Source organism: Bifidobacterium sp. UTCIF-1 (assembly GCF_006408915.1).
GTDB lineage: Bacteria > Actinomycetota > Actinomycetes > Actinomycetales > Bifidobacteriaceae > Bifidobacterium > Bifidobacterium reuteri.
In genome coordinates this window covers 24,652-39,384 of record NZ_JFAG01000023.1, presented here as the reverse complement: position 1 = coordinate 39,384, position 14,733 = coordinate 24,652, and the positions used below count along the sequence as shown (strand labels likewise).

Annotated in this window: 7 protein-coding genes and 1 pseudogene; 5 read left to right on the top strand and 3 right to left on the bottom strand. The window is 61.8% G+C overall.

Translation table 11 applies throughout. The annotated features are described in order from the left end of the window. Positions 1-664: 664 nt before the first annotated feature. On the bottom strand, positions 665-2,122 hold the full coding sequence (gene gndA, locus BW09_RS09555) for an NADP-dependent phosphogluconate dehydrogenase (RefSeq protein ID WP_044089313.1): 1,458 nt from the start codon (positions 2,120-2,122) through the stop codon (positions 665-667). Between the two features lie 271 nt (positions 2,123-2,393). Then, entirely contained in the window at positions 2,394-3,677 is a 1,284-nt protein-coding gene (locus BW09_RS09550) for a putative ABC transporter permease (protein ID WP_044089311.1), read from the bottom strand. A gap of 316 nt (positions 3,678-3,993) precedes the next feature. Between BW09_RS09550 and BW09_RS09545 the strand changes: the two genes are divergently transcribed. From BW09_RS09545 to BW09_RS09525, 5 genes and pseudogenes are all read left to right on the top strand, one after another. Further along, positions 3,994-5,622, top strand: a complete 1,629-nt coding sequence (locus BW09_RS09545; protein WP_223848057.1) for an adhesin — start codon at positions 3,994-3,996, stop codon at positions 5,620-5,622. A 144-nt stretch (positions 5,623-5,766) separates the two neighbouring features. Continuing rightward, on the top strand, positions 5,767-6,369 hold the full coding sequence (locus BW09_RS09540; protein ID WP_140464883.1) for a hypothetical protein: 603 nt from the start codon (positions 5,767-5,769) through the stop codon (positions 6,367-6,369). A 637-nt stretch (positions 6,370-7,006) separates the two neighbouring features. Further along, positions 7,007-9,655, top strand: a complete 2,649-nt coding sequence (locus BW09_RS09535) for a YhgE/Pip domain-containing protein (protein ID WP_081886454.1) — start codon at positions 7,007-7,009, stop codon at positions 9,653-9,655. Then, positions 9,652-11,814 (top strand): YhgE/Pip domain-containing protein, encoded by a 2,163-nt coding sequence (locus BW09_RS09530; protein WP_044089310.1) that lies wholly within the window; start codon positions 9,652-9,654, stop codon positions 11,812-11,814. The genes BW09_RS09535 and BW09_RS09530 overlap by 4 nt, the downstream gene beginning before the upstream one ends. Before the next feature lie 288 nt (positions 11,815-12,102). Continuing rightward, positions 12,103-12,573, top strand: a pseudogene (locus BW09_RS09525) (TetR/AcrR family transcriptional regulator); the annotation flags it as partial. Positions 12,574-13,945: 1,372 nt separating this feature from the next. On the opposite strand, the gene BW09_RS09520 reads toward BW09_RS09525, so the two are convergent. Then, complete coding sequence (locus BW09_RS09520; protein WP_044089823.1) at positions 13,946-14,515, bottom strand: FMN-binding protein; 570 nt, start codon at positions 14,513-14,515, stop codon at positions 13,946-13,948. Between the last annotated feature and the right edge of the window lie 218 nt (positions 14,516-14,733).

The following is a 14,733-nucleotide window of genomic DNA, read 5'->3' as shown; positions in this document are numbered from 1 at the left end:
GGATTCAGACGGTTTTTGGTTTCAGGGACAAGCTCTCGTGTCCCTGTAGCACGATTCGGGCCACTCCACGATTCCGGGACAACGAAACGGGTCGAAACATAAGTCATCTACGCCAACACATTATGTTTCGACCCGAATCAGATACCCAAAACGGGTCGAAACATAAACCCCAATCAACAAAAGCTTATGTTTCGACCCGTTCACAGCAAGACTCAGCTGGCTCGGCGGCAAACCACCCAGCACGAAGAAGGCCGGGAGCCCATAAAGTCCCTAACATCTTGCATCGGAGATTTGTTGGCGTTATAACTACCCCTCAGTCCCGCTTCGCGGGCCAGCTCCCCTGACAAGGGGAGCCGAAAACACAGCCAACGAACTTCCGTCACAGGTATTAGATTCGCTCCGTTTGACTACCGGCCGGAGAGCCCACCGGACTGTCCTCAAGCCGGACGATCAGCTCCGCTGCTCTTCAGGCTCCAAGTTCCATCTTGCTCGGCGGTAAACCGCCTCGCACCGAAGAAGGCTGGACGGCCCCGGCTTCCTGGCCTTCTTCGAACAGCAATTACGGACTCGCTCTACGAGCGAGACTCAATACTGGGTTTGACGGCATAGCCGCCAACCACCGAGCCGGCCGGAGAGCCCACAGGGCTCTCCTCAAGCCTGAAGATCAGCTCTGCTGCTCTTCAGGCTTGCCCGGCTCGGCCCAGAGCGTGTGGAAAACGCCGGGCTTGTCGACGCGGCCGTAGGTGTGGGCGCCGAAGAGGTCGCGCTGGGACTGGGTCAGGGCGGTGGGCAGGCGCTTGGAGCGCAGACCGTCGTAGTAGGCCAGGGAGCTGGAGAACACCGGGGTCGGAATGCCCGCCTCGATAGCGCGAACAATCACGCGACGCCATGCATCCTGGGATTCGCCGATGATCTTCTCGAAGTACGGATCGAACAGCAGAGAGGCCGGCGGGTTATCGCCCTTGAACGCCTCAGTGATGCGGTCGAGCAGGAACTGGGCGCGGATGATGCAGCCACCACGCCAGATGCGGGCCACTTCGGACAGGTTGATATCCCAGCCGTACTCCTTGGCACCATCCTGAATCTCGTTGAGGCCCTGCGCGTAGGCCACCACCTTGGAGGCGAACAGCGCCTTGCGCACGTCCTCGACGAACGCCGCACGGTCCTCGCCAGCCAGATCGATGGTCTTGTTCGGACCGGCCAGGCCCTCGCGCTGGGCGGCCTCACGCAGCTCGCCGTGGCTCGACAGCGCGCGGGCGAACACCGCTTCGCCGATCGCAGCCACCGGAGAGCCGAACTCCAGACCGGTCTGCACTGTCCAGGTGCCGGTGCCCTTCATGCCGGCGTGATCCACGACCACGTCCACGAACGGCTTGCCGGTCTCGGCATCCTTGTGGTGCAGGATCTCGGCGGTGATCTCGATGAGGTAGGAGTCCAGATCGCCCTTGTTCCACTCCTCGAACACGTCGCCGATCTCCTCGGCATCCATGCCCAAGCCGCGGCGCAGAATGTCGTAGGCCTCGCCGATGACCTGCATGTCGGCGTACTCGATGCCGTTGTGCACCATCTTGACGAAGTGGCCGGCGCCATCGGTACCGATGTGGGTCACGCACGGCTCACCGTTGACCTTGGCGGCGATGGATTCGAGGATCGGGCCCAGGGTCTTCCAGGATTCCGCGGTGCCGCCGGGCATCAGGGACGGGCCGTTGAGCGCGCCCTCCTCACCGCCGGATACGCCGCAGCCCACGAAGTGGAAGCCCTTGGCGCGCACTTCCTTCTCACGCTTGATGGTGTCCTTGAAGAAAGAGTTGCCGCCGTCCACGATGATGTCGCCCGGCTCGAACACTTCCTCGAGCTGCTCGATCACGGCGTCGGTCGGAGCACCGGCCTTGACCATGATGATGGCGGTGCGCGGACGCTTCAGCGAGGCCGCGAACTCCTCCAGCGTCTTGGCCGGCACGAAGTTGCCTTCGGTGCCGTGCTCGTCCATCAGCTTTTCGGTACGGGAGTAGTGGCGATTGAACAGCGCCACGGTGTTGCCGTGATGTGCCAGGTTACGAGCCAGGTTAGAGCCCATCGCAGCCAGTCCGATGACACCGATATTTGCAGTAGCTTCGGCCATATGCCTTGCCTTTCTTGACCGTGGAACGCCAGCGGGCGCCCCGATGATCGGCGGCTGAATATGTCCGCGATGCATCAGTGCGCATCACGGATACGTCCGCCCGCCGACGCCTCCGATACAGAGGCCCGGATTTCGTTCAAACACTGCCAGTTTATCGTTCAGTCCGACACGTTGCACGGCCCGTCTTACGCTCCCCGCATATTGGCGACAATCGAGGGTCTTCATACGCTCCAGCCTCCAGCGATACCCAGATATCCAGATACGCGACCCGCTACATGCGGCCGGCCTTGGACGGGTCGATGTGCATGGTCTGGAATCGTTCGGCCATGTAGTCGTTGCCGTAATGCTCGCTGAACCATACCGCGGCGGGCGAATCCGGCACATTCCCGGACATGCGCCCGTACCAGCAGTCCAGAGCCATCAGCGTGAACACGATATCCACCACCATCAGCACCGCACACACTGCGGTCAGCGAATACCGCACTTTCCAAGGGATGCGATTGATGAGCGCCAGCATGCGCGGCAGCAGCCAGCGCACCCAGACGACACCGATCAGCCCCCAGAAGAACATATACTTGCCGGAGGTGCGGCCGTCGATGGACAGCCATTGTCCGGTGTAATCCCAGGCCGTGATACCGAACGCCACTTCCATGAACCAGCTGGTGGCGTATTCGAACGCACCGCCGATCACCGCCGACGCGCAGAAGATCAGGAACGGATTCGCCTTCCACAAGCGGTTCAGGCACACGGTCACCAGCACCGCACCGCAGCCGTAAATCGGCGAGAACGGGCCCCACAAGAGCCCCGCGCGATCCTGCAGCTCCCCGTGGTACAGCGCCAGATGGTAGATGGTCTCGATGGCGAGGCCGCCAATCGAGGCGATGGTGAACAGCCAGAAGATGTTGAAGAAGTCCAACGCAATATAGCCCTTGCCGGACTGGTCGCGACCGAGCATGCCTGCGGCGACCGCGGATTCATAGTCATCGCGCTCATCCATGCGCCTCAGCGCGCGCTGCAACCGACGCTCCTCGCGCAGCCCCGGATCGGCGGTCACGGAGATTACGATAAGGATCACCATCTGGATGGCCGGCAACACCACATTCCACCCCAAGCCCTGAAGCGCGAGGGACAGCATGCCATCCGCCAAGGTGAGCGGCATCAGCACATACGCCCAGCGGGCGGCGTACCGGCGGCGGTTGAGTACGAGCAGTACGCCGAAAATCATCAATGCTATGGCGTTGCCGATCAGTACCACCGCGTGAAGCGCGGACAGCACGAACGTCAGGCTCATCGCGTCCACCTGCACATGGCCCGTCATAATCTCATGCACGGAGTACCACGTGGCGAATACCACAATCGGCAGGGTGGCCAGCCCGTCGAGCAGCACCAGCACGCCATAGACGCGAGCCAGAATCGGCAGTCGTTTGGCGTCAAGATCCAGTTCGGCACCGTCCAGTTCGGCGGCTACCAGGTCGGCTTCGAGAGCCGATTCCCTAGCCTCTTTGGATGCGGAAGATTCCCTACGATGGGACTGTTCAGGCGTGCGATCAGACATGATGATTCCCTCCTATGCCGTCGCTCGAATGGTTTCCATTGTGACATGGCGGGTCCTCAACGTCGGCGATCAGCGCTGAGATTCAACCCCGGCAGCAATAGTCCCTGCCCTGCGCATTCAGGAAACGTCCAACAACCTTCCAGACGTCCTTTCCGCACATTCCAGAGGCCCCACCGGGCCACCGCAGTTCCCTTTATGCCCGAGGCAGTGTACTGGAGTCAATAGCAAACAGGGTACGCATCCGCGAGCGCACAGGCATAAGGCCCGCAAGGACAGGCCCGCGTATCCGCGAGCGCACCGGCGGAAAGGAACCGACATGACCATCACATCATCGTCTGGCAAGCGACAGCCAAAACCGAGGGGAATCGCTCGACGCACCGCGCAGTCCCCTCTCGGCAAGGCGGCGGCCACGGCAGCCGCCATCTCCTTGGTCACCGGCTTCGGCTACGGCATGGCAGGCGCAGCCATCGCCCGCAGCCTCGGCTGGGGCAACGGCTCGACACAGAACAGCACCACCCTGCAAGGCCAGCCCGGCGGCATGGGCGGTGCGGATACCATGAGCTACGACTACAGCGGCAGCTACTCGGGCGCACTGACCGCGGACGGCAAGGAGGTCACCTCCGACGCTGAGACCATCGAGGCCACCGAATCAGACCAAAACACCACATTGGCGCAGAACGGCGGCACACTGACCCTGACCAACGCCACACTGAACAAATCCGGCGACTCGGACAACGCCGACAACAACAACTTCTACGGCACCAATTCCGTGGCGCTGACGGTGGGCGAGGATTCGAAGACCGTCATCTCCGACTCCTCCATCAACGCCTCCAGCTCCGGGTCGAACGCCGTGTTCGCCACCGATTCGGGGACCGCGCTGGTCAATAACGTGACCATTACCACCACAGCCGACAATTCGCGTGCCCTTGACGCCACCTATGGCGGCACGATCCTGGCGAGCGCGGTCACCGCCACCACGTCAGGCGACCATAGCGCCACCGTCGCCACCGACCGCGGCGGCGGTTCGATCTCCGCCACCGATTCCGACCTGAGCACGGCCGGTTCGGGTTCACCGCTGCTGTATTCCACCGGCGATGTGCAGGTCTCGGGCGTCACAGGTACGTCCAGCGGCTCGCAGATCGCAGGCATGGAGGGGCTGAATACGATTCTGATTAAGGATTCCCAGCTGACCAGCACCGTCACCGGCAAGACCGCCAGCGACCCGGTGGCCAACGGCGTGATCATCTATCAGTCCACATCCGGCGACGCCGAAGCCTCCACCGGCGAGCACGCCACATTCCAGGCCGCCGATTCCACGCTGAAATCCGCCATCGAATCCGGCTCGATGTTCTACTTCACGAACACCACCGCCGACGTGGTGCTGTCGAATACCACGCTTGACTTCGATTCCTCCAAGGCGGCGCTGATCACCGCAGCCGGCAACGACTCCAACAACTGGGGTTCTGCAGGCTCCAACGGCGCCACTGTGGTGTTCACCGGTCACAATCAGACGCTGAACGGCACGGTAAGCGCGGACACGATTTCCTCGGTGACGCTGAATCTGCTGGACGGCTCAACATGGACCGGCGCGGCGAGCATTGTGACGAACGACGCCGCCAATGAGGATTCCACCACCGATTCGCCGATCACGGTGAACGTCGACGGCACATCGACCTGGGTGGTGAGCGAGGACACGACGGTCTCCGCACTGAATGTGGCCGACGGCGGTTCGGTCGTCGATTCGGATGGCAACACCGCGACCATCGTGGCGAACGGCAAGACCGTGGTCACAGGCACCGGTTCGGTGACCGTGACCGTCACCGGCGATTACGGCACAGCCCTACCCGATTCGGCAACCGGCAACGACACCGAGCTGAGCGCCGATCTCATCGACCGCTCCGATTTCGACAGCGCGTTCGGCACCTCGACCACGTGGAGCATGTAGCGGCGAATGCTGCCCCGGCATCAACCGTTCCAGCGCCCTTCGCACACGCCCATCCCCGGTTCGCCTCGCCGCCTTACCCGTCACGAATCGTCCACAATCACCCCCAAACAACTAACTTCAACCATTCATCGATAAGGAATCATCATGACCAGCAACAACACCAACCCGAACACTGGAGCCAATCGCACAGACCAGAATGCACAGGCCACAGCAGCCACCGAACCGATCAACGTCAACCGGACCGCGGACACCCACCAGTACCAGAATCTCTACAACAGCCAGACGCCCGGCGTCAACCCGCAGCAAGGCCCTGCGCAGCCGTTTGGCGCCACCCAGCAGCCATACGGCACCGACGGCAATGCATCTTGGGGGACTCAATCCCAGCAAACCTGGAATCAATCCGGCACCACTGCTCCGCATGGGTTCGGCCAAGGCTCGGCATTGAAGTCCTTCAGCGGCAAGACCATAGCCATTATCGCGGGCATCAGCCTGGGCTGCGGACTGATCGGCGGCCTCGGCGGCGGATTGGCCTACGGCGCGATTTCCGGAGGACATTCCCAAGGCGTAAGCCAGCAGATGCAGATGCCTAGCGGCAATGGACAAGGAGGCAAGTTCCAAGGCATGCCCGGCAACGGACAAAGCGGCCAGAACGGCATGCCCGGACAGTCCAATGGATCCGACTCCGGTTCCGCCGATTCCTCCAGCTCATTCGACTCCGCAGAGGGCACCGGCAGCATCCAAAGCTGACAATGACTACCACTTCACGGTGTAGGGCGAATCCCCACAAATCCCCACGGTGCAGGGACAACCCCGGATTCCTAATCTACCCAACACCGTCCAGTACCGCCCAATACCGCCCAGTATCGTCCAGTACCGCCCGATACCGTCCGACACCAGTACCACCCAACACCGTCCGACACCAGTACCGTCCGACACCAACACTGTCCGACACCGCCCAGCGCAAGAAATCCGGGAGATAAACCCACTCACCCCAAATTTCTTGCGCTCAGTGACACTCAGCGCAACAAATTCCCGAAACAAACCCACCCGGCGGGAAATACTTGCACTCAGCGACACCCAGCGCAACAAATTCCCGAAACAAACCCACCCGTCCCGGATTATTGGCGCTGAATCGGCGTCAGCGCAAGAAATCCGGGACGGCACATCACATACCGCCCCAAGCCGCACCCCCAACAACAACCCAACACCCTAATAATCAGACACATCGAGCAGCGACGCACGATTATTACACCGCAATCCAGCGCAATTCCGCCAAATCCCCCATACCCACCTTCCCAAATCTCCCGACACGGTATTACGCTACCCAATGCGTAGCGCTACGGAAAACGTAGCGAATACCAATAGACACAGCTCCGGGGGTAGCATGGGCAATATTCTCAAAGTCCTCAAGCGCGACTTCATGCGCCTGTTCAAGGTACCCACCGCTTGGGTGATCCTGTTCGGCATGGTGTTCATCCCACCGTTGTATTCGTGGTACAACATCGTGGGCTTCTGGAACCCTTACGGCAACACCAAAGGCATCGTGGTGGCGGTGGCCAACAACGACGCCGGCACCGACAACGCGCTGATCGGCAAGCAGAACCTCGGCGACCAGATCGTCGACCAGATGAAAAACAACGACCAGCTCGGATGGACGTTCCTCAGCGAAGCCGAGGCGATGGACCAGGTGCAGTCCGGCAAGGCGTATGCCGCCATCGTGATCCCGAAGAACTTCTCCGACGCCCTGGCCGGCGTGGTCACCGGCGGCGACACCAAGCCCATCCTCGAGTACTACGTCAACGAGAAGGCCAGCGCCATCGCCCCCAAAGTCACCGACGTGGGCGCCTCCACCATCGACCGCACCGTCAACTCCACCTTCGTCTCCACGGTGTCCAAAGTCCTGACCGACACCATCAACAAAGCCGGCGACAAAGCCCTCGCGACAGGCGACAAGACGAAGGCCAACACCGTCGCATCCCTGAACGAGGCATCCGGCGACGTGCAGAACACGCGCGACACCATCGCCAAGCTGCAGGACAAGCTCGACCAGACCCCCACCAAGACCCGCACCGCGCGCCAAGCGCTGGAGGACGCGCGCACCCTCGGCATCGACGCCGCCGAAGGCCTTGCCGGCACCTCCAAGCTCATCGGCAGCACACAGAACAGCGTCAACAGCTTCGTCACCTCCACCTCGGGCGCGCTCGACCAAGGCTCGAGCCTGCTGAGCCAAGCCGTCTCCCAAACGAATCAGAACATCGGCACGGTGACCGGCTCCATCAGCGCCGCCAACCAGCAGGTGGGCGGGATGCTGAACACCGCAGAAGACATCAACGACGCCAACGCGGCCATCCTGGAAACGCTGAAAAGCCTGCCGAACGCGAATCAGGAACCGTTGAAATCAGCCATCGAGCGACTGGAACAGCGCAACGGCCAGCTCGCCGGCACGCTGGGCAATCTCAAGAGCCTCAACACCACCATCAGCAGCGCGTCGCAGCATACGGCCGGACTCTCCAACAATCTCAACACGGCCACGCAGACCACGCTGAACGCCACGAACGACGCCCGCAAAACCCTGGTGTCCGGCGCACTCCCCCAGCTCAACAGCGGACTGAGCACCATCAGCGCCACCGCAGCCACGCTCTCCAACGACATCACCAACCAGGGCACGCTGATCGACCAGTCCAAAGAGGCCCTCGACCAGCTGGACAAGGCCGCCGCCTCCACGAAAACCGCGCTCGACGACACCGATAAAGCGCTCGCCAATGTGCAGACCAAGCTGGATACGCTTGCCACCGACATCAAGGCGATGAGCATCTCCACGTCGCTCGGCTCCCTGCTCGACAGCGACGGGTCGCTGGACTCCTCGAAAATCGCCGATTTCATGATGTCCCCGACGGTGATCAAGGAGCAGACCATCTATCCGGTGTCGTCGTACGGCTCCGGTATGGCCCCGCTGTTCACCAACCTCGCCTTGTGGGTGGGTGCGTTCGTTTTGGTGGTGATTCCCAAGGTGGAGACCGATGACGAAGGCATCCCTGGACTTACCCCGACGCAGGGCTATATGGGCCGGTTCCTCCTGTTGGCCACGCTCGCCGCATGCCAAGGTCTGGTCACCGGCATCGGCGATCTGGTGCTCGGCATGCAGTGCGAGAACATCCCTGTATTCCTGCTCACCTGCCTTATTACCTCGTTGGTATACATGTCGGTGGTGTTCGCCCTGTCCACCACGTTCATGCATGTGGGCAAGGGCGTCTGCGTGGCGCTGGTGATCTTGCAGGTGCCAGGCGCCTCCGGTCTGTATCCGATCGAGATGATGCCCCGGTTCTTCCGCATCATCTATCCGCTGCTGCCGTTCACCTATTCGATCGACGCGATGCGCGAGACCATTGGCGGCTTCTACGACGGCCTATGGTTCGGCTATATCGGCAAACTGCTGATGTTCGCCGTCCTGGCCTTCCTACTCGGCTTGGTCGCACGCCCGAGGCTGGCGAATCTGAACCGTCTGTTCGCGCGCGAAATCGAGGAAAGCGACATGATCATCGGCGAACCCGTGCATATCGCCACCAACGAATACCGCGTCACCCAGGCGATTGCCGCGCTGGCGAATCGCACCGAATACAAGCATGCGATTGAGCGGCGCGCAGCCAAGTTCACCCAGCAGTATCCGAAGCTACTGTCCGGCGCGCTGATCGCCGGATTCGTTGTGCCGGCGGCGCTGATCATCATCTTCTCCCTGACCACCGGCGAGAAGATCGTGGTGATGGCCACCTGGCTCGCCTGGGTGCTCATCATCATCGGCTTCCTGATGGTCGTGGAATACATGCGCGACTCGATCCGCCGGCAGACCGAGCTCGGCAATCTCTCTGACGAGTCGATTCGCTCGATGCTCTACGGACGGCATGCCGCATCCTCTCCGGAAAGCAACGGCGACGCGCCCACAGTCAGGATTCCGGCTATTCACGCGCCCGCTGCGGGCGCGCACGAGGACGCACAGCACAACACGCAGCACAAGGAAGGAAGGCACGCACGATGAGCACGATGTGGAAGCTCTTCACCGGAGACGTCAAACGACTGACCAGCAACGTGGTCTCCATCATCATCGTGATCGGCCTGACCATGATCCCCGGCCTGTTCACGTGGTTCAACGTGGCGGCCTGCTGGGACCCGTTCTCGAACATGTCGAACCTGAAGTTCGCGGTGGCGAACACGGACTCAGGCTATAAGTCGGATTTGATTCCGATGAAGGTCGTCGTCGGCGACCAGGTGGTCAACGCCCTGCGCGCCAATTCGCAGCTCGACTGGACGATCACCTCCAAGGACGACGCCATCGACGGCGCGAAATCCGGCAAGTACTATGCCGCCATCGTGATTCCGGAGTCATTCAGCGAAGACATGATGACGTTCTTCTCCGATGACGTGCAGCACGCCAAGCTGACCTACTACCGCAACGAGAAGAAGAACGCGTTGGCCCCGAACCTGCTCAACGAGGGCACCGACGAGGTGGCATCGCAAATCAACACCACATTCGCTCAGACCATCACCGCCGCCGGATTGGAGATCGCCTCGTCGCTGGCGGATCAGCTCTCCACACCGGAAGCCAAGCAGCAACTGACCGCATTCAATGCGAATGTCGCCGATTTCGCGTCGCAGCTCGACAGCACCGCAGACATGCTGGGCACCTACAGCACGCTCACCGATTCGGCACAGACCCTGCTGGACACCTCGAACAGCCTGATCAAGCAGGCCTCGGGTTCGGCGTCCACGGCCAGCAAGAACCTGAAAACCGCCAAACAGGGCGTCACCGATGTAGCCGGGGCGCTGAACACCACCACCGACGCGATGGGCAACGCGCTGGACGCGAGCGCCAGCAGCTTCGGCGCGGTGTCCGACTCCATCGACGCCCTCTATCAGGACGCGAACAACGGTTCGACCACAGTGGCCGATGAGCTTGACGCGCAGGCCACCGCGGTCGCCGACCAGATCACCCAGTACACGTCGATCCGCAATACGCTCGCCGGCATCCTCGGCGAGGATGCGGCCGTGGTCAAGTCGCTGGATCGTTCGATTGCGCGACAGACCAAGCTCAAGGATGCGTTGAACGCGGCGGCCACCGACGTGCGCAACAGCAACGCCGACGTCCAGAACCGTCACCAGCAGGTCAAGGATCTCGCCGATCAGGCGAAAAGCAGCATCGCCGGCGTGAAGTCGGACTTCGCCACGAACGTGAAGCCGCAGATCGAATCCCTGTCCTCGTCCGCGTCCGAAGCCTCGGGCATCCTCCAGTCCGGTGCGGCACAGCTGAAGACCTCACTGAGCGACGTAGAAGGCACTTCCAGCGACGCGAAGACCATGCTCACCAACGCGCGCACCACGTTGGACAGGGTGTCCGGCAAGCTGCGCGCCGCCGGCGATGAATTGAGCTCATTCAACGGCAAACTGGCGGACGCACTGAACAGCGGCGATATGGGCATGGTCAAGGAGGTCCTGGGCAATGACCCCGAGGCGCTGGCGAGCACCCTTGCGGCTCCGGTGCAGCTGAAGCGCACGGCCGTGTTCCCGGTGGAGAACTTCGGTTCCTCGATGGCGCCGTTCTATACGCTGATCCCGCTGTGGGTTGGCGCGCTGCTCATGGTGGTGACGTTGAAGACCACCGTCTCGCGCAAAACTCGTGAGGCGCTGGGCAATCCGCGCCCGCATCAGCTGTTCCTCGGTCATTATGGCGTGTTCGCGCTCATTGCGCTCATGCAGTCCACGGTGTCGCTGACCGGCGATCTGCTGTTCCTGCACGTGCAGGCGGTGCATCCGCTGCTGTTCATGCTCTCCGGCTGGCTGAGCTCGTTAGTGTTCTCGTTCTTCACCTACACGGCGGTGGTGAGCTTCGGCAACGTGGGCAAGGCGATTGGCGTGCTCATGCTGATCGTGCAGATCTCCGGCGCGAACGCCGCCTACCCGGTGCAGGTGCTGCCCGATTTCATCTCCAAGGTCAGCCCGTTCCTGCCGCTGACCCATTCGGTGACGATGATGCGCGCCGCCATCGCCGGCATCTACGATCTCGACTATTGGAGGGCGGCCGGCATGCTGCTGGCGTTCGTGCCACCGCTGCTGTTGCTCGGCCTGCTGCTGCGCAAGCCGCTGGTGCGGTTCAACCAGTGGTATGTGGCCAAGGTGGAGAGCACGAAGGTGCTGAGCTGACGCCGAGATTCTCGGCTACCCTTGGCTCCACTCGTTGAGGGGAGCTGTCAGCGGCTCTGGCTAAGGGAAGTCATCAGCCAGAGCCGAGTGGACGTACAGAAATTGACGTCATCATCCGCATCGTCACGACATCATGAAGACACCATGAAGAAAGAAGAAGTCATGAAAACCATATCCGGCACAGCCATAACGGCGAAGCCGGTCTCCAAGTCACCGGTCATACCGATGGCCGCGCCATCAGTTGCGCCTCGCGCCGAACGTCGCCGCGAAGCCACCGACCGCAAGCTCATGCACGCCACGTTGCAGATCGCGGTGGAGCGCGGCATCAGCGGCGTGACCATCGAGGAGGTGGCCCGGCGCTCAGGTGTGGCCAAGACCACCATCTACCGTCGGTACCACAATTCCAACGAACTGCTGCGCAGCATCAGCGCGATGTATCTGGTCAGCGGCGAGGCTGGCCCGGTGCCCAGCCCCACGCGCGAGCACTTCACTCAACTGTTGCAGCGGTTGGTGGATTGGGTGCGCGACAACAACATCGACGTCAAGCATGTGGGCATCGTGCTCTCGAGCGAGGCGGAATTCTTCCATCACATCGTCGATCAGGTGATCACGCCGTGGCTCAAGCAAGTGCGGACGTTCATCGGCCAAGGTGTGGCACAGGGCATCTTCCGCCCCGGCATCGACGAGAGGCTACTGCTGTCCACCATCATCGGCTCGCTGGTGGCGTATGAGGCCATCATGGGCACCGGCAGCGCAGACGGTGCAGGCGCCTATGCGGGCGCGGACGACGTCGCAAACGCAGACGGTGCGGAAGCCGGCGCAGACGCAGGTACTGATGCAGGCGCAGGTGCAGACGGTGCGGAAGCCGGCGCAGACGCAGACGGTGCGGAAGCCGGCGCAGACGCGGATACGGATATTGTCGCGACGGACGGCGGTATGGCCCACGGCGCGGTTAGCGGTATGGCCAGCGGCGCTGATAGCAATGTTACAACCGGTACTGATAGCGCTACGAGCGACCACAGCTGGATGGGTATGACCACAGCGAGCGGATTATCAGACGCCACCGGAACCTCATGGGCCGACCGTATGGCCGACTTGCTCTGGCCCGCCCTGCTCAAGTGACCTCCCGATCGCACCGGACGCCGCCCGATCGCACTCAATCTTCTGTCCAATAGTGGAATCGCCACGCCACGACAACTTCAGCGGGCCAATACCACTACTCACCCGAGGATTTGCCCCGCTAAGAGCTTCCCAGTGGGGCATTCCCACCAGTCACCCGAGGATTCGCCCCACTGAACACGCACCAGTGGAGCATAACCACCACCAAACCGATGCATTGCCCCGCTGAGCACCCCTGAGCCGGCATTCCCACCAGCCACCCGAGGAAACGCCCCACTGAACACGCCTCAGTGAGGCACAACCACCACCAAACCGATGCATTGCCCCGCTAAGCGCCCTGAGCGGGGCATTCCCACCAGCCACCCGAGGAAACGCCCCACTGAACACGCCTCAGTGAGGCACAACCACCACCAAACCGAGGATTCGCCCCGCTAAGCGCCCTGAGCGGGGCATGCCCACCAGCCACCCGAGGAAACACCCCGCTAAGCGCGCCTCAGTGAGGCACAACCACCACCAAACCGAGGAATCGCCCCACTGAACACGCACCAGTGGAGCACAATCACCACCAACCCGAGGATTTGCCCCACTGAGCACGCCTGAGCGGGGCATTCCCACCAGCCACCCGAGGAAACGCCCCACTAAGCGCGCCTCAGTGAGGCACAACCACCACCAAACCGATGCATTGCCCCACTGAGCACGCCTGAGCGGGGCATTCCCACCAGTCACCCGAGGAAACGCCCCGCTAAGCGCCCCTCAGCGGGGCATAACCACCACCAAACCGAGGTTTCGCCCCGCTAAGCACCCCTGAGCGGGGCATTCCCACCAGTCACCCGAGGAAACGCCCCGCTAAGCGCCCCTCAGCGGGGCATAACCACCACCAAACCGAGGTTTCGCCCCGCTAAGCACCCCTGAGCGGGGCATTCCCACCAGCCACCCAAGGAAACGCCCCACTGAGCACATACCACCGGGGCACAATCACCACCAACCCGAGGATTTGCCCCGCGAGATGGGGCTACTCCTGAATGGAGGCCTCCTGCCGGGCGATCTCAAGCGCCTTGTTGAATGCTTCGGACGTCCAGCTGGCTCCTGCCACCTTGTCCACCTTGAGATCCTTGAGCGGCTTGCCGTCCACCACACCATTGATGGCCTTGGCAAAAGCGTTCTGATGGTTCTTGGAGATTGTGGTGAACGGATGTCCCACAATCTCGACGTTCTCGACGTTGCCGTCCTTGATGGTCAGATGCACATCGATGGAATCCTCACCAATCGGCCCGTACTGGCCATTGATGGAGTAATCGCCGTCCTTGTAATTGCCGGTGTCCTTCTTGTCGGACGTGGTGGACGACGAATCCGAGGACGAGCCATTGCTCGAGTCGGCCGAATCGCCGGAATCGCCGGAAACCGACCCACTTGACTGCGGCTGCTCCTCCTGGGATTGCTGGGTCTCGCCGGAATTGCCGGAATACTGGTCATCCATCGGGGTGGCCTTGGATTCGCCGCAACCGGCGAGCAGCGCACCGGTTACCACCAGTCCCGCTGCGGCCAATGTGGCTGTTTTCTTCAACGTGTTCTTGTCGGTCATATTTCAATCCTATTGATTCAAGGTCATGCGGAGACTCACCTCGGTCACTGCATGACAGCTCCCCTCGGAGAGGGAACCAAATATCGTCGCATGAGCGGAACCCATAACGGCTTCTCTCAGAGAGGGAAACCTGGTTTGCTGCCAGAGACCGGTCGGGAAGCGGCGCGATTCCGCCCCACTCAATCAGCTTCGTCACCAGCCCCTACTAGCTCCCCTCA